Source organism: Pseudomonas sp. P65(2024) (assembly GCF_057480955.1).
On the sequence record NZ_JBLIYX010000015.1, the window covers coordinates 69,582 to 93,324 of the forward strand.

At 64.7% G+C, this 23,743-nt stretch carries 19 protein-coding genes; 1 reads left to right on the plus strand and 18 read right to left on the minus strand.

Features of this window, described 5'->3' with window-relative positions; all coding sequences use genetic code 11:
• Positions 1-55: 55 nt before the first annotated feature.
• The 3 genes from AC25MA_RS19250 to trhP form a co-directional block, all read right to left on the minus strand.
• Positions 56-961: a copper resistance protein B gene (locus tag AC25MA_RS19250; protein WP_088851415.1), complete on the minus strand. Its 906-nt coding sequence runs from the start codon at positions 959-961 to the stop codon at positions 56-58.
• Positions 954-2,690 (minus strand): copper resistance system multicopper oxidase, encoded by a 1,737-nt coding sequence (locus AC25MA_RS19255; protein WP_486972316.1) that lies wholly within the window; start codon positions 2,688-2,690, stop codon positions 954-956. Before AC25MA_RS19255 ends, AC25MA_RS19250 begins: the two co-directional genes overlap by 8 nt.
• A 79-nt stretch (positions 2,691-2,769) precedes the next feature.
• A complete protein-coding gene (gene trhP, locus AC25MA_RS19260; RefSeq protein ID WP_486972317.1) occupies positions 2,770-4,104 on the minus strand; it encodes a prephenate-dependent tRNA uridine(34) hydroxylase TrhP in 1,335 nt (444 codons plus the stop codon).
• A 124-nt stretch (positions 4,105-4,228) separates the two neighbouring features.
• On the opposite strand from trhP, the gene AC25MA_RS19265 reads away from it, so the two are divergent.
• A complete protein-coding gene (locus AC25MA_RS19265; RefSeq protein WP_069016833.1) occupies positions 4,229-5,293 on the plus strand; it encodes an AI-2E family transporter in 1,065 nt (354 codons plus the stop codon).
• A gap of 44 nt (positions 5,294-5,337) precedes the next feature.
• Here the strand turns inward: AC25MA_RS19265 and AC25MA_RS19270 are convergent, their stop codons facing one another.
• The 15 genes from AC25MA_RS19270 to AC25MA_RS19340 all read right to left on the minus strand — a co-directional run bounded on the left by AC25MA_RS19270 (position 5,338) and on the right by AC25MA_RS19340 (position 23,544).
• Positions 5,338-7,389 carry a TonB-dependent receptor family protein gene (locus AC25MA_RS19270; protein WP_486972318.1) on the minus strand — a complete coding sequence of 684 codons (2,052 nt, stop codon included), beginning with the start codon at positions 7,387-7,389 and terminating at the stop codon, positions 5,338-5,340.
• A gap of 151 nt (positions 7,390-7,540) precedes the next feature.
• Positions 7,541-9,010, minus strand: a complete 1,470-nt coding sequence (gene nuoN, locus AC25MA_RS19275; protein ID WP_028692468.1) for an NADH-quinone oxidoreductase subunit NuoN — start codon at positions 9,008-9,010, stop codon at positions 7,541-7,543.
• A 7-nt stretch (positions 9,011-9,017) separates the two neighbouring features.
• Positions 9,018-10,550 (minus strand): NADH-quinone oxidoreductase subunit M, encoded by a 1,533-nt coding sequence (nuoM, locus tag AC25MA_RS19280; RefSeq protein ID WP_028692467.1) that lies wholly within the window; start codon positions 10,548-10,550, stop codon positions 9,018-9,020.
• Positions 10,551-10,590: 40 nt separating this feature from the next.
• Positions 10,591-12,444, minus strand: coding sequence for an NADH-quinone oxidoreductase subunit L (nuoL, locus tag AC25MA_RS19285; protein ID WP_028692466.1), 1,854 nt, complete (start codon positions 12,442-12,444; stop codon positions 10,591-10,593).
• Positions 12,441-12,749: an NADH-quinone oxidoreductase subunit NuoK gene (gene nuoK / locus AC25MA_RS19290; RefSeq protein ID WP_008096201.1), complete on the minus strand. Its 309-nt coding sequence runs from the start codon at positions 12,747-12,749 to the stop codon at positions 12,441-12,443. The genes nuoL and nuoK overlap by 4 nt, the downstream gene beginning before the upstream one ends.
• A 3-nt stretch (positions 12,750-12,752) precedes the next feature.
• Positions 12,753-13,253 (minus strand): NADH-quinone oxidoreductase subunit J, encoded by a 501-nt coding sequence (gene nuoJ, locus AC25MA_RS19295; RefSeq protein ID WP_023631348.1) that lies wholly within the window; start codon positions 13,251-13,253, stop codon positions 12,753-12,755.
• A 10-nt stretch (positions 13,254-13,263) separates the two neighbouring features.
• On the minus strand, positions 13,264-13,812 hold the full coding sequence (nuoI, locus tag AC25MA_RS19300; RefSeq protein ID WP_003251442.1) for an NADH-quinone oxidoreductase subunit NuoI: 549 nt from the start codon (positions 13,810-13,812) through the stop codon (positions 13,264-13,266).
• Between the two features lie 11 nt (positions 13,813-13,823).
• Positions 13,824-14,831, minus strand: coding sequence for an NADH-quinone oxidoreductase subunit NuoH (gene nuoH, locus AC25MA_RS19305; RefSeq protein ID WP_028692465.1), 1,008 nt, complete (start codon positions 14,829-14,831; stop codon positions 13,824-13,826).
• Complete coding sequence (gene nuoG / locus AC25MA_RS19310) at positions 14,828-17,542, minus strand: NADH-quinone oxidoreductase subunit NuoG (RefSeq protein WP_062361143.1); 2,715 nt, start codon at positions 17,540-17,542, stop codon at positions 14,828-14,830. The genes nuoH and nuoG overlap by 4 nt, the downstream gene beginning before the upstream one ends.
• 132 nt (positions 17,543-17,674) lie before the next feature.
• Positions 17,675-19,042, minus strand: a complete 1,368-nt coding sequence (gene nuoF / locus AC25MA_RS19315) for an NADH-quinone oxidoreductase subunit NuoF (RefSeq protein WP_028692463.1) — start codon at positions 19,040-19,042, stop codon at positions 17,675-17,677.
• Positions 19,039-19,536: an NADH-quinone oxidoreductase subunit NuoE gene (nuoE, locus tag AC25MA_RS19320; protein WP_012313767.1), complete on the minus strand. Its 498-nt coding sequence runs from the start codon at positions 19,534-19,536 to the stop codon at positions 19,039-19,041. The genes nuoF and nuoE overlap by 4 nt, the downstream gene beginning before the upstream one ends.
• Before the next feature lie 2 nt (positions 19,537-19,538).
• On the minus strand, positions 19,539-21,320 hold the full coding sequence (nuoC, locus tag AC25MA_RS19325; RefSeq protein WP_232853811.1) for an NADH-quinone oxidoreductase subunit C/D: 1,782 nt from the start codon (positions 21,318-21,320) through the stop codon (positions 19,539-19,541).
• Positions 21,321-21,399: 79 nt separating this feature from the next.
• On the minus strand, positions 21,400-22,077 hold the full coding sequence (locus tag AC25MA_RS19330) for a NuoB/complex I 20 kDa subunit family protein (RefSeq protein ID WP_008096180.1): 678 nt from the start codon (positions 22,075-22,077) through the stop codon (positions 21,400-21,402).
• A 9-nt stretch (positions 22,078-22,086) separates the two neighbouring features.
• Positions 22,087-22,500, minus strand: coding sequence for an NADH-quinone oxidoreductase subunit A (locus AC25MA_RS19335; protein ID WP_028692461.1), 414 nt, complete (start codon positions 22,498-22,500; stop codon positions 22,087-22,089).
• Between the two features lie 381 nt (positions 22,501-22,881).
• A complete protein-coding gene (locus AC25MA_RS19340) occupies positions 22,882-23,544 on the minus strand; it encodes a lysoplasmalogenase (protein ID WP_062361147.1) in 663 nt (220 codons plus the stop codon).
• Positions 23,545-23,743 lie beyond the last annotated feature (199 nt).

Consider the following 23,743-nt stretch of genomic DNA (forward strand, 5'->3'; position numbering starts at 1 on the left):
TATGAAACAGCATGATTCATTGGCCAGGTGGCGGCCTGGTGGGAGCGCGTGTGCTTCAGAAGCGCAGGCGTAACCCCACCACCAGCCGAGTCTGGCCGATGTCCTCGCCATTCTCCCGGGCCTGGTCTGCACGGTCGCCGTGCAGGCGGTTGAAGCTGACGCCGACATAGGGCGCGAACGCGCGGGTGATCTCGTAGCGCAGGCGCAGGCCCACTTCGCTTTCGGCCAGCCCCGAGCCTTGCTCGCGCCCGGCATCATTGCGCCCGAAGAAGTTGGCTTCGACGGTCGGTTCGAGGATCCAGCGATTGGTCAGCAGCATAGCGTAACCGGCCTCCAGGCGCAGCGCGGTCTGCTGTCGCTCGCCGGCGTAGGCGGTGGCTTCCAGCTCCAGGCCGTAGAGCGGCGTGCCCTGGATGCCGAAGGCGGCCCAGCCCTGGCCGCTGGCGGGCTGGAAGTCCTGGCGTACACCGCCGACCAGTTCCCACCAGGGGCTGATGGCATGGCCCCAGAGGGCCTGCAGCTCGGCCTTGTGGGTCTTGCCTTGTTCCCGCTCACCCTCGGTGCGCAGCCATAGGCGGTCGATATCGCCGCCGACCCAGGCAGTGGCGTTCCAGTTCAGGGCGCCGCTGCTTTCGAAGTTCTGGTATTCCAGCTGGTCGACGATCACCGCCCAGTTGGTCGCCTGGTCGTGCACCTGATGCCCCGGAAGCGGCGGGAAAGCGGCACGGCGGTCGGCGTCGGTGATCACCGGAAGCGGTGTGCGCGGTTGGCTGGGGGGCGTCGCCGTGTGGTTCATCTGGCTGTGGTCCATGGGCATGCTGTCATGGTTCATTTGGCCGTGGTCCATCGGCATGGTGCCATGGTTCATGTGGTCCATGCCCGCGGCCAGGGCCCGTTCACTGGCCAGCAAGGCCATAAGCGCGACACAGGTGACGATGTGGCGGTTGCGGTTCTCATTCATCGACCCGTACCTCGCGGAACATGCCGGTCTCCATGTGGTAGAGCAGGTGGCAGTGGTAAGCCCAACGGCCCAGGGCGTCGGCGCTGACGCGGTAGCTGCGCCGGCTTCCGGGTGGCATGTCGATGGTGTGCTTGCGCACCAGGAAGCGCCCTTGTTCATCCTCCAGGTCGCTCCACATGCCGTGCAGGTGGATGGGATGGGTCATCATGGTGTCGTTGACCAGGATGATGCGCACCCGCTCGCCGTATTTCAGGCGCAGGGGCTCGGCATCGCTGAACTTGATGCCGTCGAACGACCAGGCGAAGCGTTCCATGTGGCCAGTCAGGTGCAGCTCGATGTTGCGCGACGGTTCGCGCCCGTCCGGATCGGGGTAGGGGCTGCGCAGGTCGGCGTAGGTCAGCACTCGGCGGCCGTTGCCGCGCAGGCCAATACCAGGATCGGCCAGGTTGGCGCGGGGGGCCATGGTCTGCATGTCCACCAGCGGGTTGTCGATCTCGCTGGCGGGGTGGCCTTGCATCATGGCCATACCGGCCATGTTCGAGTGGTCCATGCCCGCCATGTTGGCGTGGTTCATCGCTGGCATATTCGAATGCTCCATCCCACCCATGTCGCCGTGCCCCATGTCGTCCATGGTCAGCACCGGGCGCGGGTCTGGCTCGGGTACGGGGGCCTGCAAGCCCGCTGCACGGGCCAGGGTGCCACGGGCGAAGCCGGTGCGGTCCATGCTCTGGGCGTACAGCGTGTAGGCGGGCAGGTCGCCCACGGTGACCAGCACGTCGTAGGTTTCGGCCACGGCGATGCGTAGCTCGTCCACGCTCACCGGTGTCACTGGCAGGCCGTCGGCGGCGATTACCGAGAGTTTCAGGCCTGGAATGCGGAAGTCGAAGTAGGTCATCGCCGAGGCGTTGATCAGGCGCAGGCGCACGGTCTCGCCGGGCTGGAACAGGCAGGTGAAGTTGCCGTCCGGGGGCTGGCCGTTGAGCAGGTAGGTGTAGCTGGCGGCGCTGATGTCGGCCAGGTCGGTCGGGCTCATGCGCATTTTCGCCCAGGTCCAGCGGTTGTCGACGGCCTTGCCCCAGCCGTTTTGCGCGACATCGTCGACGAAGTCGCCGACCGTGCGCTTGTGGTAGTTGAAGGCGTCGGACTGCTTCTTCAGGGTGGCCATCAGCGCTTCTGGCGCCTGGTCCGACCAGTCGCTGAACAGCAGCACATGGTCGCGCTGGTACTGATGCGGTTCAGGCTCGCGGGGCTCGATGACGATGGCGCCGTACACGCCGGCCTGCTCCTGCAGCCCGGAGTGGCTGTGGTACCAGTAGGTGCCGCTCTGGCGCAGGGTGAACTGGTAGAGGTAGTCGCCGCCGGGTTCGATGCCAGCGAAGCTCAGGCCCGGCACGCCGTCCATGTTGGCCGGCAGGATGATGCCGTGCCAATGGATCGAGGTGGGCTGGTCCAGGCGGTTGCGCACGCGCAGGGTCACGGTGTCGCCCTCGCGCCAGCGCAGCTGCGGGCCGGGCAGGCTGGCGTTGATGGTCTGCGCGGTGCGCGGCCGGCCTGTGATGTTGACCGGGGTCTGGCCGATGAACAGGTCGAACTGCAGGCCGCTCAGCTCGTGCAGCGGCAGGCGGCCCTCGGCGGCCTGGGCCAGCGGGCGCCAGAGGCCGAGGCCGGCCAGGGCGCTGGCGGCACCCAGGCCCTTGACGAAGGTGCGGCGGGTTGGAGTCGGTGGCATGGCGTGCTCTCGCTACGGAACTGCCACGATCCTCGCCGCCCGCGCCTGTCAGCCACCTGAGGCGCGGATTACAGATTTGTCAGGCAGCGGCCTCGCCACTCTCCAGGTCGCGCATCAACAGGCCGAACTCCAGCGAGACCTGCTCGGGAATCGGCAGGTACACCACATGGCCGTCGCCCGGCGCCACCTCGATGGCCTGCTGCAGGCGGTCGCACAGGCGGTGCAGGTCGAAGTGGTAATTGCCGCGCGGGGTCATCAGCTCCAGGTGGTCACCCACGGCGAAGCGGTTCTTCACCTTCACTTCGGCCAGGCCGTCCACGCGCACTCCGGTCAGTTCGCCGACGAACTGCTGGCGCTCGGACACCGAGTTGCCGCGCTCGTAGTTCTGGTACTCGTCGTGCACGTGGCGGCGCAGGAAACCTTCGGTGTAGCCGCGCTGGGCGAGGGATTCGAGGTTACTCATCAGGCCGCGGTCGAACGGCCGCCCGGCCACGGCGTCGTCGATGGCCTGGCGGTAGGACTGCACGGCGCGGGCACAGTAGAAGTGCGACTTGGTGCGGCCCTCGATCTTCAGCGAGTGCACGCCCATCCGGGCCAGGCGCTCGACGTGCTGGATGGCGCGCAGGTCCTTGGCGTTCATGATGTAGGTGCCGTGCTCGTCCTCGAAGGCCGGCATCTCTTCGCCGGGGCGGTTGGACTCCTGGAGCAGGAACACCTGCTCGGTCGGCGCGCCGAGGCCCAGGGTCGGCTCGCACTCACGGACGATATCGCCGGTGGCATTCTCGGTGGCCGGGGTAGCCTGGTACTTCCAGCGACAGGCATTGGTGCAGGTGCCCTGGTTGGCGTCACGCTTGTTCATGTAGCCCGACAGCAGGCAGCGCCCGGAATAGGCCATGCACAACGCGCCGTGCACGAAGACTTCCAGCTCCATCTCTGGCACCTGCTGGCGGATCTGCTCGATCTCTTCCAACGACAGCTCCCGCGACAGGATCACCCGGGTCAGTCCCAGGCCTTGCCAGAACTGCACGCTGGCCCAGTTCACCGTATTGGCCTGCACCGACAGGTGGATGGGCATCTGCGGGAAGTGCTGGCGTACCAGCATGATCAGTCCCGGGTCGGACATGATCAGTGCATCCGGGCCCATTTCGATCACCGGCGCCAAGTCCTTGAGGAAGGTCTTGAGCTTGGCGTTGTGCGGGGCGATGTTGACCACCACGTAGAAACGCTTGCCCTGGGCCTGGGCCTCCTGGATGCCGAGGGCCAGGTTGGCGTGGTCGAACTCGTTGTTGCGCACCCGCAGGCTGTAGCGCGGCTGGCCGGCGTAGACCGCGTCGGCGCCGTAGGCGAAGGCGTAGCGCATGGTCTTGAGGGTGCCAGCGGGGGCGAGCAGTTCGGGCTTGGCGAGAGGGGTCATGGTGCGCACCGGGGGCAAAAGGCGCGGATGCTAAGACGGAGGCGATGTTCAGGTATTGATCTGGATCAACGGCACTTTTGCCGGCGCGCGGGGCACTAAATTGTTGAGCCCTCGAGGAATGCCCATGAACGAAACCTTATTGCAGAACAAAGCCCTGACCGTGCTGCTGGCACTGGTGACCATCGCCTTCATCTGGATCCTGTTGCCGTACTCCGGCGCGATCTTCTGGGCGGTGATCCTCGGGATTCTTTTCGCGCCTCTGCAACGCCAGCTGTTGCTGCGCTTTGGTGGGCGGCGCAACCTGGCCACGGCGACGGCGCTGGTCATCTGCCTGCTGATCGCTGTATTGCCGGTGATCGTCATCGGCGCCCTGCTGGTGCAGGAGGGCGCGACGCTGTATCAGCGCATCGAAAGCGGCCAGCTGGATATCGCCGGCTATATCGAGCGCGGCAAGGACATGCTGCCGGCCTACGCCCAGCATTTCCTCGACCGCATGGGTATGGGCAACCTCGATGGCCTGCGTGACAAGATCACCAAGTGGGCGACCCAGGGCAGCCAGTTCCTCGCCGGGCAGGCGTTCAGCTTCGGCCAGGGCACCTTCGAGTTCCTGGTGAGCTTCGGCATCATGCTCTATTTGCTGTTCTTCTTCCTGCGCGAGGGCGCGGAGGTGGCGCGCAAGGTGCGCCAGGCGGTGCCGCTGCCCGAGCAGCAGAAGCGCCGCCTGCAGTTGAAGTTCAAACGCGTGGTACGGGCCACGGTCAAGGGCAACCTGCTGGTGGCGATCACCCAGGGTGCGCTGGGCGGGCTGATCTTCTGGGTGCTGGGCATTCCCAGCGTGCTGGTGTGGGCGGTGCTGATGGCGTTCCTGTCGTTGCTGCCGGCGGTGGGCGCTGGGATCGTCTGGGGGCCGGTGGCGTTGTACTTCCTGCTGACCGGGGCGATCTGGCAGGGGATCGTGCTGACCGCGTTCGGTGTGCTGGTGATCGGATTGGTGGACAACCTACTGCGGCCAATCCTGGTGGGCAAGGATACGCGGATGCCGGATTACCTAGTGCTGGTGTCGACACTCGGTGGGCTGGCGGTGTTCGGGCTCAATGGCTTCGTGATCGGGCCGTTGATCGCGGCGTTGTTCATCTCCAGCTGGGCGATCTTTGCCTCGACCAAGCCGCAGGTGCAGTTGCCTTCATGAGGACCATCGTGGGGCAAGTCGCATCGGCGCACCGCCATTGGCGATTATCGGAAGCTGTAGGAAACCCCCGCATACACCCCAAACCCTTCACCCGGCGTCGAGCGGGCGATGTCTTGCCCGGCATCGTTGTACCCCGGCGTCACCGTCGCCGCGTAACGTTTGTTGGTCAGGTTGCGCAGGTCGAGCCAGGTCTGCCAATCCCGTTTCGGCGAATCCCAGCCCAGGCGCGCGCCGAGCAGGGCGTAGGCGTCGGCGTGGTAGCTGTTGGCGTAGTCCACCTGCACCTTGGAGGCCATCTGCGTGTTAACCCCGGCATGGAAGCCTCTCGGCCAGTCGTAGCGCAGTTCGGCCTGGTAGTAGTGCATGGGGATGCCGGGCAGGCGGTTGTCGCCGAACGTGTCGTCGTCGCGGTAGTGGAAGTCGCTGAAGGTGTAGGCCTGGCGCAAGCTGAGCTTGCCGGTGCCCGGTTGTTCCCAGAGGAGGCTGTCCAGGCCGGCCTCGATGCCCTGGTGCACGGTGGGGCTGGCGTTGAACTCCTTGAACGGCAAGCCTTGCACGACTTCCACGTTTAACAGTTCGTGGCGTACCTGAGCGTAGTACCAGGCCAGGTCCCAGCGTCCCAGTGCCGAATCGCCGCGGGCGCCTAGTTCCAGGGTGGCGGCGGTCTGGTTCTGCATCTTCATGGGTTGGTTGGCGACTGGCGCACTCCAGACCAGCGACCACGGGTGCGGCGGCTCCACCGAGCGACTGAGGTTGCCGTAGACCTGCAGGTCCGGGCGGAGGTCGTAACGCAGGCCCAGGCGTGGGGCGTAGTCCCAGTCATGCTGACTGACCTTGCCGCCACTGGTTGGGTAGGTGACGTCGCTTTCGCGGCGGGTGTAGATCATCGCCAGGCCCGTGGTCAGCCACAGGTCCGGAATCAGCTCCAGGTCGTTGCCTGCATGCAGCACGGTGTCCGAACCCTGGTAGCTGAAATCGCGGGTGCGGGCACCGAAATTGTCGCCGCCGGGGCGAGCGAACTGCGAAGCGCCGCTGTTGGGCAGGTGCTTGGTGGTGCGCCAGCCGAGGGTGGTCTTGCTCTCATGACCGAACAGCGTGTCGCGACGCAAGTAGTTCAGCGTGCCACTGACATCGGTGTAGGCGACCTTAAGGCGCATCGGGCCTTCACGCAGGTCCATGGGGTAGTCGTGATAGACCAGCCCCGCCTCCAGGCGCGAATCGTCATCCAGGAAGAAGGTGGTCTTGTTGCCCACCCAGGTGCTGCCCGGTTGCGGGCGTCTGTCGTCGCGGGCCAGGTAGGCTGGATTGGCGGCACGGGGATGGTGCTTGATCTGGTCCTTGGTCAGGCGTCCGGCCAGGTCGTTCTCGGTTTCCCGGTAGCGCAGGTAGAAGCGCGTCTCCAGGTTCGGGTTGAAGCGGTAGCCGACGTTGGCGGCGATGCCCTTGGCGCTGCCGCTGCTGTGGTCCTGATAGCCGTCGTACTCGGCATCGGTCAGGGCCACGTAGTAGTCGAGGTTGCCCAGCACCTGTCCGGTACTGATGTGCCGGCGCTGGTAGCCACGGCTGCCGACTTCGTAGCGCACCTGCAAGGGCGCGGCATCGTGACCGGTGTGGGTCACGTAGTTGATCGCGCCACCCAGGGCCAGCGAGCCCTGGTCGAAGCCATTGGCGCCGCGCAGCACTTCGGCGCGGCTCAGCCACAGCGCTTCGAACAGTTCATAGGGCGTGCCGCCCGGGCCGGTCAGCGGCAGGCCGTCGAACATCGTGTACACGCCCGAGCCGTGGGCGCCCGGCGCGCGGTTGATGCCCGAACCACGGATCGACAGCTTGATGCCGTCGTTGCCCGCCGACTGGGCGAACACCCCCGGCTGATAGGCCAGCACGTCCTGGTTGCTGGCCACCCGGCCCTGGCCCACCTTGTCCATGTCCACCAGGTTGCTGGCGCCGGGGATTTCGCGCAGCTGGTCGGCGGCGGCTTCCAGTTCGGATTGCTGCCGGTCCTGGATCAGCACCTGGTCGAGTTCGACGCGATTGGCGGCCTGGGCGGTGCCGGCGACGAACAGGGCCAGCAGGGAGTAGGGGAGGGTGGGGCGCATGGGTACGGGGTTCCAGATCGAATGCGGGAGTCTGACGCTGCAAAGGGCAGACGAAGCACAGTGGTCGATCGGTAATGGCCATGGGGCCGCAAAGCGGCCCCAAAAAAGAACACCCCGCCGAGGCGGGGTGTCTTGTGACGCAGTCAGCCGATCAGCCGATCAGTTGCAGACCCGCCTGCTGCACCATCTCCAGCAGCGGCTGCGGGTACACACCGAGCACGAAGGCGAGGATGGCGATGGCCAGCAGCATCACGCCGCCGGTGCGCTGTTCCCACTTCAGCGGAGCGTCGTGGCGACGCAGGTTCGGCTCGACCAGGTACAGGGTGACCATGACGCGCAGGTAGTAGTACACGCCGATGGCGCTGCCGATCACCAGGGCGCCGACCAGCCACCACAGGTGCGACTCGACGCCGGTGGCGATGATGTAGAACTTGCCGATGAAGCCCGCGGTCAGCGGGATACCGGCCAGCGACAGCATCATCACGGTCAGTACCGCGGTCAGGTACGGACGGCGCCAGAACAGGCCGCGGTACTCGTACAGGGCGTCGGCGTCACGGCCGGCATACGGCGAGGACATCAGGGTGATCACGCCGAAGGCGCCCAGGCTGGTGATCACGTAGGTGACCAGGTACACGCCCATGGCTTCCAGGGCCAGGCCCTTGCTGGCGACCAGGGCGATGACCAGGTAGCCGAAGTGGGCGATGGACGAGTAACCGAGCAGACGCTTGAGGTTGCTCTGAGTCAGCGCCAGCAGGTTGCCAATGATGATCGAGGCAACCGCGATCACCGCCAGCACGGTGCTCAGCACGCCGCTGCTGGCGGCAGGGGAGAGCATGAACAGGCGCACGACCACGGCGAACACCGCGACCTTGCTGGCGGTGGCCAGGAACGCGGCGACCGGCGCCGGGGCGCCTTCGTACACGTCTGGGGTCCACAGGTGGAACGGCACCAGCGACAGCTTGAAGGCCAGGCCGACCAGCATCATGCCCAGGCCCAGTTGCGCCAGCAGGCTCGGCATGCTGGTGGCGGCCAGGGCCTTGCCCAGCTGGTCGAAGGTCAAGCTGCCTGCGTCAGCGTACAGCAGCGCCATGCCGAACAGCAGGAAGGCGGAGCCGGCGGCCGACAGCACCATGTACTTGATGCCGGCTTCCAGCGAGCGCTTGTTGAAGAAGGCGTACGCCACCAGGCCGTAGACCGGCACCGACAGCAGCTCAAGGCCAATGAACAGGCCAGCCAGGTGGTTGGCGCTGACCAGCACCAGACCGCCCAGTGCCGACATCAGCAGCAGCAGGTACAGTTCTTCACGGTTGCCCGGGAAGCCCTTGGAGCCTTCGCCCAGGTAGGCGTGGGCGAGGGTGACGCAGGCCAGCGTCGCCACCAGGATGATCGCCATGTACAGGCAGGCGAACTTGTCGATGGTCACAAGCGAGGTGACTGCCAGCGGCGCGACCTTGAGCGCCGGCAGGATCGACAGCAGGGCCAGGTTCAGGCCCACGGTGGACAGCAGGAAGGTCTGCGAGTGGTTGCGCTTCCAGGCGATCGCCAGCATCACCACCACCGTGGTGAGCGTGGTGATCAGCATCGGCGCCAATGCGATGAAGTGTTGAGTGGTGAATTCCATAGCGCTCTTACCGGGCCGAAGCGAGTTGAGTGAAAGCGGAACCGAGCCACTGCTGCACACCGCTCATGGTGGCGGCAGAGGTGTCCAGGAACGGCTGCGGATACACGCCCAGCAGGATCAGCAGGCCCGCCAGGCCCAGCACCATGATCAGCTCGCGACCGTCCATGCCGGCCAGCACGGTGTCGGCCTTGGCCGGACCGAAGTAGGCACGGTGGATCATGATCAGCGAGTACACCGAGCCGAAGACCAGGCCGGTGGTGGCGATCACGGTGATCCATGGGACGTGGGCGAAGCTTCCGATCAGGATCAGGAATTCGCCGACGAAGTTGCCGGTGCCCGGCAGGCCCAGCGATGCGGCGGCGAAGAACAGGCTGATGGCTGGAAGATAAGCGATGCGGTGCCACAGGCCACCCATCTCGCGCATGTCGCGGGTGTGCAGGCGCTCGTACAGCTGGCCGGCCAGGATGAACAGCGCGGCGGCCGACAGGCCGTGGGCCAGCATCTGGATCACCGCGCCCTGCAGGGCCTGCTGGCTGCCGGAGTAGATGCCGATCAGCACGAAGCCCATGTGCGAGACGCTGGAGAACGCCACCAGGCGCTTGATGTCGGTCTGGGCGAAGGCCAGGAAGGCTCCGTAGAAGATGCCGATCAGGCCCAGGGTCATGGCGATCGGCGCGAACTCGGCCGAGGCGTTCGGGAACAGCGGCAGGGCGAAGCGCAGCAGGCCGTAGGCCGCGGTCTTCAGCAGGATGCCTGCCAGGTCCACGGAACCTGCGGTCGGCGCCTGGGCGTGAGCGTCAGGCAGCCAGGAGTGGAACGGCACCACCGGCAGCTTCACCGCGAAGGCGATGAAGAAGCCCAGCATCAGGAGGTACTCGACGCCGGCCGGCAGTTCGGCCTTGAGCAGGTCGCTGTAGTTGAAGGTGATCACGCCAGTGCTGTTGTAGTTGACCAGCACCAGGCCGAGGATCGCCACCAGCATGATCAGGCCGCTGGCCTGGGTGAAGATGAAGAACTTGGTCGCCGCGTAGATGCGGGTCTTCTTGCCGTCGGAGGAGCTGTGACCCCAGAGCGCGATGAGGAAGTACATCGGCACCAGCATCATTTCCCAGAAGAAGAAGAACAGGAACAGGTCCAGGGCCAGGAACACGCCGACCACGCCGCCAAGGATCCACATCAGGTTGAGGTGGAAGAAGCCGACGTGGCGCTGGATCTCTTTCCACGAGCACAGCACCGACAGCACGCCGAGCAGGCCGGTGAGCAGGATCATCAGCAGCGACAGGCCGTCGAGGGCCAGGTGGATGCTGATGCCGAAGCGCTTGATCCACTCGACCTTGTATTCGAGGGCCCAGGCGGGCTCCGCGCCAGGGGCGGGAGCCAGGGTGTAGTTGCCGTTCGCCCACAGCCACAGGCCGATGCCAAGCAGCAGGGACATGGTCAGCAGCGCGATCCAGCGCGGCAGGGTGGCGCCGAAGCGCTCACCCAACCAGCACAGGAAGCCGCCGATGAAGGGGATCAGGATCAGCCAAGGCAAAATCATGACGGGTTGGTTTCCTTTGGCAAAGTCGCAAGATTCATAGTCATACCGCGGCCACTACCACGGCACCGAGCACCAGCACGGCACCCACGGCGATCGAGGCGGTGTACCAGCGCAGCTGGCCGGTCTCGGTCTTGCTCATGGCGACGTGACCGCCGCGAGCCAGGCGAGGAATGAGGCCGATGCTGCGGTCAACCGGGTCCTTGCGCAGGATGTGGCTGATCAGCAGGTAAGGTTTGACGAAGAGCTTGTCGTAGATCCAGTCGAAGCCCCAGGCGGCGAACCACCAGGCCGACAGGACGCGACCGATACCGCTGTTGGCAACTGCGGTGACGAAGCGGCGCTTGCCCAGGAACAGCAGGGCCGAGAGCAGGATACCGGCGATGGCGATGGCGCCCGAGGCGATCTCCAGCGAGTGCTTGGCTTCGCCACCGGCGTGGCCTGCGCTTTCAGGCAGCACGCCTGCCAGCGGCGGGTGGATCCAGGCGCCGATGAAGGTCGACAGCACGATCAGCACGCCCAGCGGCAGCCAGTGGCTGATGCCGTGGCCGGCGTGGGCTTCGGTCTTGGCTTCGCCGTGGAAGGCGATGAAGATCAGACGGAAAGTGTACAGCGAGGTCATGAACGCACCGACCAGGCCGGCGTACAGCAGGCCGCTGTTGCCGCTGGCGAAGGCTTCCCAGAGGATCTCGTCCTTGGAGTAGAAGCCCACGGTCAGGATCGGCAGGGCGGCCAGGGCGGCGCCACCGACCACGAAGCTGGCGTAGGCCAGCGGCAGTTTCTTCCACAGGCCGCCCATCTTGAAGATGTTCTGCTCGTGGTGGCAGGCGACGATCACCGCACCGGAGGCAAGGAACAGCAGGGCCTTGAAGAAGGCGTGGGTCATCAGGTGGAAGATCGCCGCGTCCCAGGCGCCGACGCCCAGGGCCAGGAACATGTAGCCGATCTGGCTCATGGTCGAGTAGGCGAGGATACGCTTGATATCGGTCTGTACCAGGGCGGCGAAGCCGGCCAGGACCAGGGTCACGCCACCCACGACGCCGACCAGGTGCAGGACGTCCGGCGCCAGCAGGAACAGGCCGTTGGTACGGGCGATCAGGTACACACCCGCAGTCACCATGGTGGCCGCGTGGATCAGTGCCGAAACAGGAGTCGGGCCGGCCATCGCGTCGGCCAGCCAGGTCTGCAGCGGCAGCTGGGCCGATTTACCGACCGCGCCACCCAGCAGCATCAGGGTGGCCAGGACCATCCAGGTGTCACCAGCCTGGAACTTCTGCGGTGCCAGCACCAGCAGTTCCTGCACGTTCAGGGTACCCAGCTGGACGAACAGGATGAACAGGCCGATGGCCATGAACACGTCGCCGATGCGGGTGACGATGAACGCCTTGAGCGCCGCGTTACCGTTGTTGCGGTTGCTGTAGTAGAAACCGATCAACAGGTACGAGCACAGGCCCACGCCTTCCCAGCCGAAGTAGATGAACAGCAGGTTGTCGCCCAGCACCAGGAACAGCATGCTGGCGATGAACAGGTTGGTGTACGAGAAGAAGCGCGAATAGCCGGCTTCGCCACGCATGTACCAGGAAGCGAACAGGTGGATCAGGAAGCCCACGCCGGTGACCACGCCCAGCATGGTGACCGACAGGCCATCCACATACAGGGTGAAGTTCGGCGCGAAGCCGTCCACCGACATCCACTGCCACAGCAGCTGGCTGTACGCGCCGCCTTCAGGCGGGGCGACGTTGAACTGCCAGATCACATAGGCGGCGGTGGCCGCCGACAGACCGACCGAGCCGACGCCGATCAGCGCCGACAGGTTCTCGGACCAGCGGCCGCGCGAGAACGACAGCAGCAGGAAGCCGATCAGGGGGAATACGAACGTCAGGAAGATAAGGTTCATCCGCGCATCTCACTGGCAGCATCGATGTCGAGAGTGTGGAAGCGGCGATACAGCTGCAGCAGGATCGCCAGGCCAATGCTGGCCTCGGCGGCTGCCAGGCTGATCACCAGAATGAACATCACCTGGCCGTCGGGCTGGACCCAACGGGCACCGGCGACGATGAACGCCAGTGCGGAGGCGTTCATCATGACTTCCAGGCTCATGAGCACGAAGAGGATGTTGCGGCGGACCATCAGGCCAACCAGACCTAAGCAGAACAGGATGCCGGCGACCGCCAGACCATGCTCGAGAGGGATAGCACCCATGATTTACTCCTTCGCCTCGTTGCGGCCCAGGTGGAAGGCGGTGACGGCTGCCGCGAGCAGCAGCATCGAGGCCAGTTCGACCACCAGCAGGTAAGGGCCGAACAGGCTGATGCCGACTTCCTTGGCGCTGACGGTGGTACCGCTGATGGCGGCGCCCGACGGGGTGACGAACAGCACGTACAGCAGCTCCAGCAGCAGAAGGGCGGCGAGGATCACCGGCCCCGCCCAGATGCCGGGCTTGAGCCAGCCGCGCTCCTGGGCGACCGAAGCCGGTCCGAGGTTGAGCATCATTACCACGAACACGAACAGCACCATGATGGCGCCGGCGTAGGCGATCACTTCCAGGGCGCCGGCGAATGGCGCACCGAGGGAGAAGAAGATCATCGCCACGGAGATCAGCGAAATGATCAGGTAGAGCAGGGCGTGCACCGGGTTGGTGCCGGTCACCACGCGCAGCGTGGAGACGACGGCGACACCGGATGCGAAGTAGAAAGCGAATTCCATCTTTCTGTCCTTATGGGAGCAAGCTCTTCACGTTGATCGGCTCGGCTTCGTTCTGCGCAGAGCCTTTCGGCTTGCCAGCGATCGCCATGCCCGCAACACGGTAGAAGTTGTAGTCAGGGTTCTTGCCGGGGCCGGAGATCAGCAGATCTTCTTTCTCGTACACCAGGTCCTGACGCTTGAACTCGGCCATTTCGAAATCCGGAGTCAGCTGGATCGCGGTGGTCGGGCACGCCTCTTCGCACAGGCCGCAGAAGATGCAGCGCGAGAAGTTGATGCGGAAGAACTCGGGGTACCAACGGCCGTCCTCGGTCTCGGCCTTCTGCAGCGAGATACAGCCGACCGGGCAGGCCACCGCGCAGAGGTTGCACGCCACGCAGCGCTCCTCGCCGTCGGGGTCGCGGGTGAGGACGATGCGGCCACGGTAGCGCGGCGGCAGGTACACGGGTTCTTCGGGGTACTGCAGGGTGTCGCGCTTGCGGAACCCGTGGGAGAACACCATGGCCAGGCTGCGCAGCTGTGTGCCGGTGCCCTTAACGATGTCGCCGATATACTTGAACATGGGTCAAATCCTCACTGGGCCGCGACGGCTGGCGTGTTGTAGAGCACGATCGCAGCGGTCACCAGCAAATTGATCAGGGTCAGCGGCAGGCAGAACTTCCAGCTGAAGTCCATCACCTGGTCATAGCGTGGGCGCGGGATCGAGGCGCGCAGCAGGATGAACAGCATGATGAAGAACGCGGTCTTCAGGGCGAACCACAGGAACGGTACTTGCGGCAGGATACCGAACGGACCGTGCCAGCCACCGAAGAACAGGGTTACCAGCAGCGCCGAGATCAGGATGATGCCGATGTACTCACCCACGAAGAACATGCCCCATTTCATGCCGGCATATTCGATGTGGTAGCCGTCGGCCAGTTCCTGTTCCGCTTCCGGCTGGTCGAACGGGTGACGGTGAGTCACGGCGACGCCAGCGATGAAGAAGGTGCAGAAGCCGAAGAACTGCGGAATGATGAACCACAGGTTCTGGGCTTGATAATCAACGATGTCGCGCATGTTGAACGAGCCCACCTGCACCACCACGCCCATCAGCGCCAGGCCCAGGAACACTTCGTACGACACGGTCTGTGCCGAAGCCCGCAGGCTGCCCAGAAGGGCGTACTTGTTGTTCGACGACCAGCCGGCGAACAGCACGGCGTAGACCGACAGACCGGCCATGGCGAAGAAGAACAGCAAGCCGATGTTCAGGTCGGCCACGCCCCAGCCCGGGGTGATCGGGATGATCGAGAAGCCGATCAGCAGGGCGCTCATGGCCACGACCGGCGCCAGGGTGAAGATCATCTTGTCGACGAAGGGCGGGTTCCAGTCTTCCTTAAAGAACATCTTCAGCATGTCGGCGGCGATCTGGAACATGCCGAACGGGCCGACACGGTTCGGACCGTAGCGGTCCTGCCACCAGCCCAGCAAGCGTCGTTCGACGAAGCTGAGCAGCGCGCCGCAGACCACCACGGCCAGCAGCACCACGATGGCCTTGACGACCTGAATGATCACATCGATCACTTCGGGGGTGAACCAGCTCATTGTGCTGCCTCCTGCAGGCCTTCGACGGCTGCACCGAAGATGGCGGGCGGAATGCCGGCCAGGCCTTTGGGCAACGCAACCAGGCCAGCGCCCAGTTCTTCATTGATACGCAGCGGCAGACGCAGCGACACGCCGGCCACGTTCAGGCTCAGCAGCGCGCCGTCGTTGACGCCCAGGCGGTCGGCCTCGGACTTGGCCAGGGCGACGTAGGCGGCCGGGATGCGTTCCTGCACCGGGGCGGCGCGCGAGGAGGACTCTTCGCTGCCGAACAGGTGGAAGAACGGTACGGCGGTCCAGGTACCGCGGGCCGGGTTGAACGCGCCCGGAATGGCGGTGAACCAGTTCAGGCGGTCGCCCTGCGACTCGATCAGGCGCACGCCCGGGTCACCGGCACGCAGGTGGCCACCCACTTCGTCCTGGAACTTGTTCCAGGCTTGCGGCGAGTTCCAGCCCGGCGACCAGGCGAACGGCACTTGCTGGCGCGGCTCGGCCGAGCCCGAGTAGCCTTCCATGGAAAAGGCGAACGCGGTGTCCTTGTCCTGTGGGGTACGCGGCTCGTGCACGCTGATGTTGGCGCGCATGGCGGTGCGGCCCGAGTAGCGCAGCGGCTCACGGGCCAGCTTCATGCCCTTGATGCGGAATGCGGCGCTTGGTGCGGCGTTGACGATGCCGGCCAGTTGCGGGGCGGCTTCGGCGCAGGCGCTGGTGACGTGGTCCAGCTGGGTCCAGTCCACCGGCTTGTTGAGCAGGGTGGCACGCAGGGCGTGCATCCAGCGCCAGCCTTCGTGAATCTGGATGCTGCTGTCCAGGTACTGCGGGTCGAACACCTGGAAGAAGCGCTGGGCACGGCCTTCCTGGCTGACCAGGGTGCCGTCGCCTTCGGCGAAGGAGGCGGCCGGCAGCACCAGGTGGGCGCGGTCGAGGGTCGGGGTCTTGGAGTGGTCGGCAACGATCACTACCTTGGCGGCGGCCAGGGCGGCGTCGACCTTGGCAGCCGGTACGCGGGCGTACAGGTCGTTTTCCAGCACGACGATGGCGTCGGCCTTGCCGCTGATGACCGCGTCCAGGGCGGCGTCGACGGACTCGCCGCCCATCATCGCCATGCCGAGGCTGTTGGCCTCAGGCACGACCAGGCTCAGCGAACCGTTCTTCTCGCGCAGCTTGAGGGCCTTGGCGATGTTGGCGGCGGCTTCGATCAGCGCTGGATCCGCCAGGGAGGTGCCGGCGACCACCAGAGGGCGGTTGGCGGCGACCAGGGCGTCGGCGATGCGCTGGGCCAGGGCCTTGGCTTCCTCGTCCAGGCCGGCGACGGCAGGCGCGCTCGGGTCGATGGCGTGGGCCACGGCGAAACCGATGCGGGCGAGGTCAGCGGGAGCGGCGTGTACACACTCTTCGGCGACGTCGTCCAGCTTGGTTTCAGCCAAGGATGCGATGAACAGCGGGTACAGCGCGTGCTGGCCGATGTTCTTCACCGCGGCGTCCAGCCAAGGCTGTACGCGCATGGCGTCGGCCATGGCCTCGGCCTTGCCCTTGGTGGCCTGGCGCACGGCCAGGGCGAGGCGGGCGGCGGTCTGAGTCAGGTCTTCGCCGAGCACGAACACGGCGTCGTGGTCTTCGATGTCGCGCAGGGTCGGGACCGGCAGCGGGCTGTCATTCAGCACGTTCAGCGCCAGTCGCACGCGGGCCAGTTCGCCAGCTTCCATGCCCGAGTAGAAGTACTCGGCGCCGACCAGCTCACGCAGGCCGTAGTTGCTCTCGAGGCTGGCGCGTGGCGAGCCGATGCCGACGATGGTGCGGCCGCGCAGCAGGTCGGCGGCCTTGTCCAGGGCGGCGTCCAGGCTCAGCTTGCTGCCATCGGCGAGGAACGGCTGGCGTGGACGGTCCTTGCGGTTGACGTAGCCATAACCGAAGCGGCCACGGTCGCACAGGAAGTACTGGTTCACCGAGCCGTTGAAGCGGTTCTCGATGCGGCGCAGTTCGCCGTAGCGCTCGCCGGGGCTGATGTTGCAGCCGCTGGAGCAGCCATGGCAGATGCTCGGGGCGAACTGCATGTCCCACTTGCGGTTGTAGCGCTCGGAGTGGGTCTTGTCGGTGAACACACCGGTCGGGCAGACCTCGGTGAGGTTGCCGGAGAACTCGCTTTCCAGCACGCCGTCTTCGACGCGACCGAAATACACGTTGTCGTGGGCGCCATACACGCCCAGGTCGGTGCCGCCAGCGTAGTCCTTGTAGTAGCGCACGCAGCGGTAGCAGGCGATGCAGCGGTTCATCTCATGAGCGATGAACGGGCCGAGGTCCTGGTTCTGGTGGGTACGCTTGGTGAAACGGTAGCGGCGCTCGTTGTGGCCGGTCATTACCGTCATGTCCTGCAGGTGGCAGTGACCGCCTTCCTCGCACACCGGGCAGTCGTGCGGGTGGTTGGTCATCAGCCATTCGACGACGCTGGCGCGAAACGCCTTGGACTCTTCATCGTCGATGGAAATCCAGGTGCCGTCGGAGGCAGGGGTCATGCAGGACATGACGATACGACCACGGGTGTCGTTCTCGTCGGTGTACTGCTTGACCGCGCACTGCCGGCAGGCGCCGACGCTACCGAGCGCCGGGTGCCAGCAGAAATAGGGGATGTCGAGGCCGAGCGACAGACAGGCCTGTAACAGGTTGTCCGCACCGTTGACTTCGAGCGCTTTGCCGTCTACGTGGATAGTGGCCATTGTTCAAAGTTCTTCGTTGGCCCGCGTGGGCGGGCGTGGCTAATGGAAATCGGTGAGCTCGCGGCCAGCCACGAATCGTTCGGGCCGGCCGGCGAGCTGGCGGATGGCACGGACCATCCGCTGTTCATCTTGTTATGCGCCGACCACGATCGGCTTCGCCAGGTTCGGGCGCAGGGCTTCGCTACCAGCACTGGCTGGGGCTACACCGGCCTCGAATTCCGAGCGGAAATATTTGATGGCACTGCCCAATGGCTCGACGGCACCTGGTGCGTGAGCACAGAAGGTGCGGCCTGGGCCGAGGAAGTTGACCAGACCCAGCAGGGTCTCGATGTCTTCGGCGCGGCCCTGGCCTTTCTCCAGGGCGCGCAGCATCTTCACGCTCCACGGCAGGCCGTCGCGGCACGGCGTGCACCAGCCGCAGGATTCGCGGGCGAAGAACTCTTCCATGTTGCGCAGCAGCGAGACCATGTTGATGCTGTCGTCGACCGCCATGGCCAGGCCCGTACCCATGCGGGTACCGACCTTGGCGATACCACCGGCATACATTTGTGCATCGAGGTGCTCGGGCAGCAGGAAGCCGGTACCGGCGCCGCCTGGCTGCCAGCACTTGAGCTTGAAGCCGTCGCGCATGCCGCCGGCGTAGTCTTCGAACAGCTCGCGGGCGGTGACGCCGAACGGCAGTTCCCACAGGCCGGGGTTCTTCACCTTGCCGGAGAAACCCATCAGCTTGGTGCCGTGGTCCTCGCTGCCTTCACGGGCCAGCGACTTGTACCAGTCGTTGCCATTGGCGACGATGGCCGGCACGTTGCACAGGGTCTCGACGTTGTTGACGCAAGTCGGCTTGCCCCACACGCCGACCGCGGCAGGGAAGGGCGGCTTGGAGCGTGGGTTGGCGCGGCGGCCTTCCAGCGAGTTGATCAGCGCGGTTTCTTCACCGCAGATATAGCGGCCGGCGCCGGTGTGCACGAACAGCTCAAAGTCGAAGCCCGAACCGAGGATGTTCTTGCCCAAAAGGCCTGCGGCCTTGGCTTCGTCAATGGCGCGGTTGAGGTTCTTTGCCGCAGTGGTGTATTCGCCACGCAGGAATATATAGCCGCGGTAGGCTTTCAGCGCACGGGCGCTGATCAGCATGCCCTCGACCAGCAGATGGGGCTGTTGCTCCATCAGCATGCGGTCTTTCCAGGTGTTGGGCTCCATTTCATCCGCGTTGCACAGCAGGTAGCGGATGTTCATGGATTCATCTTTGGGCATCAGGCCCCACTTCACGCCAGTGGGGAAGCCCGCGCCGCCACGGCCCTTGAGGCCGGAGTCCTTGACGCTCTGCACGATGTCGTCGGCGGACATGTCGGCCAGAGCCTTGCGCGCGGCGGCGTAGCCGTTCTTGGACTCGTACTCGGCAAGCCAGACCGGCTCGCCGTCGTCACGCAGGCGCCAGGTCAGCGGGTGGGTTTCGGCGGTACGCGCAATGCGGTTGGCCGGGCCGAAGGAAGTGATGGTCATACGTAACCCTCCAGCAGCTTGGAGACGCCGGCAGGCTGCACGTCGCCAAAGGTGTCGTCGTCGATCATCAGCGCCGGGGCCTTGTCGCAGTTGCCCAGGCAGCACACCGGCAGCAGGGTGAAGCGGCCGTCTGCGGTGGTCTGGCCGAGGCCGATGCCCAGCTCGCTCTGGATCTGGCTGACCACCGACTCATGGCCGCCGATGTAGCAGACCATGCTGTCGCACACGCGGATGATGTGGCGACCGACCGGCTGGCGGAAGATCTGGCTGTAGAAGGTGGCCACGCCCTCGACGTCGCTGGCGGGGATGCCCAGCACTTCGCCAATGGCGTAGATGGCGCCGTCCGGCACCCAGCCGCGCTCTTTCTGGACGATCTTCAGGGCCTCGATGGACGCCGCGCGCGGGTCCTCGTAGTGGTGCATCTCGTGCTCGATGGCCGAGCGCTCGGTTTCGCTCAGGGCGAAACGGTCGGTTTGGATAAGCGTGCTGTTCATGCTTAGCGGTCCACGTCAGCCATAACGAAGTCGATACTGCCCAGGTACGCGATCAGGTCCGCGACCATGCTGCCTTTGATCACCGAAGGGATCTGCTGCAGGTGCGGGTAGCTCGGGGTACGGATCCGGGTGCGGTAGCTCATGGTGCCGCCGTCGCTCGTCAGGTAGTAACTGTTGATGCCCTTGGTCGCCTCGATCATCTGGAACGACTCGTTGGCCGGCATGACCGGGCCCCACGAGACTTGCAGGAAGTGGGTGATCAAGGTCTCGATGTGCTGCAGGGTGCGCTCTTTCGGCGGCGGCGTGGTCAGCGGGTGATCCGCCTTGTACGGGCCTTCCGGCATGTTGCGCAGGCACTGGTCGATGATGCGGATACTCTGGCGCATCTCCTCGACGCGGACCATGCAGCGATCGTAGGCATCGCCGTTGTGGGCCAGCGGCACTTCGAACTCGAAGTTCTCGTAGCCGGAGTAGGGGCGCGCCTTGCGCAGGTCGAAGTCGCAGCCGGTGGCTCGCAGGCCGGCACCGGTGGTGCCCCATTCCAGGGCTTCCTTGGTGTTGTACGCGGCGACGCCGATGGTACGACCCTTGAGGATGCTGTTCTTGAGCGCGGCCTTCTCGTACTCGTCGAGGCGCTTGGGCAGCCATTCGACGAAGTCCTTGACCAGCTTGTCCCAGCCGCGCGGCAGGTCGTGGGCGACGCCACCGATGCGGTACCAGGCCGGGTGCAGGCGGAAACCGGTAATCGCTTCGATCACGGTGTAGGCGCGCTGGCGGTCGGTGAAGGTGAAGAACACCGGGGTCATGGCGCCGACGTCCTGGATGTAGGTACCCAGGAACAGCAGGTGGCTGGTGATGCGGAAGAACTCGGCGAGCATGATGCGAATCACGTCGACTTTCTGCGGCACCTTGATACCGGCCAGCTTTTCCACCGCCAGGACGTACGGCAGGTTGTTCATCACCCCGCCGAGGTAGTCGATACGGTCGGTGTAGGGAATGAAGCTGTGCCAGGACTGGCGCTCGGCCATCTTCTCGGCGCCACGGTGGTGGTAGCCGATGTCCGGTACGCAGTCGACGATCTCTTCGCCGTCCAGCTGCAGGACGATGCGGAAGGCACCGTGGGCCGAGGGGTGGTTCGGGCCGAGGTTGAGGAACATGTAGTCCTCGTTGGCGCCGTGACGCTTCATGCCCCAGGCTTCGGGGTTGAAGCGCGCCGATTCCTCTTCAAGCTGCTGCTTGGCCAGGGTCAGGCTGTAGGGGTCGAACTCGGTGGCGCGGGCCGGGTAGTCCTTACGCAGCGGGTGGCCTTCCCAGGTCGGCGGCATCATGATGCGGCTCAGGTGCGGGTGGCCGGCAAAATCGATGCCGAACATGTCCCAGACTTCGCGCTCGTACCAGTTGGCGTTCGGCCAGATGCCGGTCACGGTCGGCAGGTTCAGGTCGCCCTCGCTGAGCGACACCTTGATCATCACGTCGCTGTTACGCTCGACCGACAGCAGGTGGTAGAACACGCTGAAATCGGCGGCGGGCAGGCCACGGCGCTGGGTGCGCAGGCGCTCGTCGACGCCGTGCAGGTCGTACAGCATGCTGTACGGCTTGGCGACGCCGCGCAGGAAGCTGAGCACTTCCTTGAGCTGGGCACGTTTTACCCACAGTACCGGCATGCCGGTGCGGGTTTCCTGGGCGACGAATGCCTCGGCGCCAAAACGGTTGTGCAGTTCGACGACCACATCCTGGTCGTCAGCCTTGTAGGGCGGAATATAAATAGCGTTGTCCGCTGTCATGGTCTCGGTCGCTTTGGGTCAGCGTTAAGAATGAAGCCAGGCCGCCGGCTCCTTCGGGAGCGGGCGGCAGGTCGCTGGATCAGACTTCGTCGGGGCTGCGCAGGTTGGTTACCGCAATGCGCTGTTCGCGACGCAAGTCTTTCTGGGCTGGCATCTCGGCACGGTAGATGCCTTGATCACCAACCACCCAGGAAAGCGGGCGTCGTTCTTGGCCGATCGATTCCTGCAGCAGCATCAAGCCTTGCAGGAATGCCTCGGGGCGCGGCGGGCAGCCAGGCACATAGACGTCCACGGGGAGGAACTTGTCGACCCCCTGAACGACCGAGTAGATGTCGTACATGCCGCCGGAGTTGGCGCACGAACCCATGGAGATGACCCACTTGGGCTCGAGCATCTGCTCGTACAGGCGCTGGATGATCGGCGCCATTTTGACGAAGCAGGTACCGGCGATGACCATGAAGTCGGCCTGGCGCGGCGAGGCCCGGATGACTTCGGCGCCGAAGCGGGCGATGTCGTGGGGCGCCGTGAAGGCCGTGGTCATTTCCACGTAGCAGCAGGAAAGGCCGAAGTTGTACGGCCAGAGGGAGTTCTTGCGACCCCAGTTGACCGCGCCACGCAGCACATCTTCGAGTTTCCCCATGTAGATGTTCTTGTGGACCTGGTCTTCCAGCAGTTGATCGGTGACGGTTTCCCGCTCACCGACCGGATACTGCTCGTTGGGTGCGTCCGGATCGATTCTGGTGAGATTGTATTGCATGCCAAAGCCTCATTGTTTCAGCTTCGCTTGCCGCTTGCGGCGACCTTCGGGAGCCCAATCGAGCGCCCCGACGCGCCATAGGTAGACAAGACCTGCCAACAGAATTGCTATGAAAATGAGAGCTTCGACGAATCCGGTCCAGCCGCTTTCGCGGACGGACACAGACCATGCATACAGGAAGAGGGCTTCGATATCGAAGATCACGAACAGCATCGCGACCAGATAGAATTTGGCGGACAGGCGCAGGCGGGCGCTGCCGACGGGCAGCATGCCGGATTCGAAGGGTTCGTTCTTGGCGCGACCCCAGGCCTTGCTACCGAGCAGGCTGGACAGGCCGAGCATGAAGGCACACAGGCCGACGACACCCAGGAGGAAGATGGCAAAGCCCCAGTTGTGGGCGATGAGTCCTGCCGAATCGGACATGCTAGAAATCCTTATACAGAGACCCAGCTCTGCAGTCTGAAATAAAGTAGAGCGGCGACGTGGTGTCGCAGACGCAGTGACCAAATGTCGCAGCTGAATCAATCGCGCTGATTTTATGGGTAAACCCAGTGCAAGTAAAATTTCCGTTGCAAATTTATTCGTAGGTTTAAGAACAAAAATCTTTCGTAACTGGCTGAAACCCTTGAGTTTCGGGCATTGGGCGCGGATTTGTTAATTATGTTTCTTGCCCCGCGTAATGACGGGCTAATTGCGTAATGATAATTAATATCATTTGATCTGGCCTGTAATGTTTTTGCTGTTCTGGCCCTTGCAAAGTTCATCTGCCGAGCGCCCCTCTTGCAAATGCGAAAAACTCTCGTTCTAGCAGCTTCCGGCGCTGCGCGTACCGCTCTGGATCAATACTTTGTCGCTTGCGTCGCGGCTGACCGACGCGGCGATCAGCCACTGGCCGAGCCAGTAGAAGAGGATGATCAGGTACTCGGCGGCGGCGAACGGGCTGACGAAGCGGTCGATGCCGATCAGGCTGTCGGAGAACACGAAGGCGCAGGCGCCCAGCGCGGCCAGGCCACCACAGGCCAGGGCGCGCCAGAGCATGGCGCCGATGGTCAGGGCGTAGAGTACCACCGGGATCAGCAGTGGACCCAGGCCATGGCCGGCGAGCAGGCCGAACAGCGAACCGCCGATCAGCACGGCGAAGGCCAGGGCCGGGTAGGCCGGGCGCCATGTGAGGCTGCAATAGCCGCGCAGGTAGGCCAGGTGGGCGCAAAGAAACGCCGCGAGGCCGAACACGAACAGGTCACGGGGAATGGCCAGGAGTATGTCGCCAAGCACTGAGAAGGCCAGGCCGACGATGATCCAGCGACGATAGGGTGTGACGGGGGTGGTGCTCAGCCAGGCAATCAGGGCGAGCACCGGAATGGGTTTGACCAGCAGGCCGAGCAGGGCGTTGTCGCTGGTCAGCGCATATAGATAGACGGCGGCGGCTGCGACGGCGAGGGTGAGCAGGTGGCCAGGGCGGGGCATGGGCAGTCCTTGCTGTGGGGTAGCCACAAGCTTAGACCTGATCCTGGGTTTTGCCGGCGACGCGATCCCTGTAGGAGCGGCCTTGTGTCGCGAAAGGGGCGCGGAGCGGCCCCAGGGTTTCAGCGTTGACGCAAAGATCGCCGGGGCCGCTTTGCGGCCCTTTCGCGACACAAGGCCGCTCCTACAGGGGGCGTTTGGC

What these genes read in the sequence shown, in the direction of transcription:
- nuoG (WP_062361143.1), bottom strand. Translation starts at nt 17,542, where the DNA reads ATGGCCACTATCCACGTAGACGGCAAAGCGCTCGAAGTCAACGGTGCG.
- AC25MA_RS19270 (WP_486972318.1), bottom strand. Translation starts at nt 7,389, where the DNA reads ATGCGCCCCACCCTCCCCTACTCCCTGCTGGCCCTGTTCGTCGCCGGC.
- nuoE (WP_012313767.1), bottom strand. Translation starts at nt 19,536, where the DNA reads ATGAACAGCACGCTTATCCAAACCGACCGTTTCGCCCTGAGCGAAACC.
- nuoI (WP_003251442.1), bottom strand. Translation starts at nt 13,812, where the DNA reads ATGTTCAAGTATATCGGCGACATCGTTAAGGGCACCGGCACACAGCTG.
- trhP (WP_486972317.1), bottom strand. Translation starts at nt 4,104, where the DNA reads ATGACCCCTCTCGCCAAGCCCGAACTGCTCGCCCCCGCTGGCACCCTC.
- AC25MA_RS19330 (WP_008096180.1), bottom strand. Translation starts at nt 22,077, where the DNA reads ATGCAATACAATCTCACCAGAATCGATCCGGACGCACCCAACGAGCAG.
- AC25MA_RS19265 (WP_069016833.1), top strand. Translation starts at nt 4,229, where the DNA reads ATGAACGAAACCTTATTGCAGAACAAAGCCCTGACCGTGCTGCTGGCA.
- nuoJ (WP_023631348.1), bottom strand. Translation starts at nt 13,253, where the DNA reads ATGGAATTCGCTTTCTACTTCGCATCCGGTGTCGCCGTCGTCTCCACG.
- nuoC (WP_232853811.1), bottom strand. Translation starts at nt 21,320, where the DNA reads ATGACAGCGGACAACGCTATTTATATTCCGCCCTACAAGGCTGACGAC.
- nuoM (WP_028692467.1), bottom strand. Translation starts at nt 10,550, where the DNA reads ATGATTTTGCCTTGGCTGATCCTGATCCCCTTCATCGGCGGCTTCCTG.
- AC25MA_RS19340 (WP_062361147.1), bottom strand. Translation starts at nt 23,544, where the DNA reads ATGCCCCGCCCTGGCCACCTGCTCACCCTCGCCGTCGCAGCCGCCGCC.
- nuoH (WP_028692465.1), bottom strand. Translation starts at nt 14,831, where the DNA reads ATGAGCTGGTTCACCCCCGAAGTGATCGATGTGATCATTCAGGTCGTC.
- AC25MA_RS19335 (WP_028692461.1), bottom strand. Translation starts at nt 22,500, where the DNA reads ATGTCCGATTCGGCAGGACTCATCGCCCACAACTGGGGCTTTGCCATC.
- nuoK (WP_008096201.1), bottom strand. Translation starts at nt 12,749, where the DNA reads ATGGGTGCTATCCCTCTCGAGCATGGTCTGGCGGTCGCCGGCATCCTG.
- nuoN (WP_028692468.1), bottom strand. Translation starts at nt 9,010, where the DNA reads ATGGAATTCACCACTCAACACTTCATCGCATTGGCGCCGATGCTGATC.
- AC25MA_RS19255 (WP_486972316.1), bottom strand. Translation starts at nt 2,690, where the DNA reads ATGCCACCGACTCCAACCCGCCGCACCTTCGTCAAGGGCCTGGGTGCC.
- nuoF (WP_028692463.1), bottom strand. Translation starts at nt 19,042, where the DNA reads ATGACCATCACTTCCTTCGGCCCGGCCAACCGCATTGCGCGTACCGCC.
- AC25MA_RS19250 (WP_088851415.1), bottom strand. Translation starts at nt 961, where the DNA reads ATGAATGAGAACCGCAACCGCCACATCGTCACCTGTGTCGCGCTTATG.
- nuoL (WP_028692466.1), bottom strand. Translation starts at nt 12,444, where the DNA reads ATGAACCTTATCTTCCTGACGTTCGTATTCCCCCTGATCGGCTTCCTG.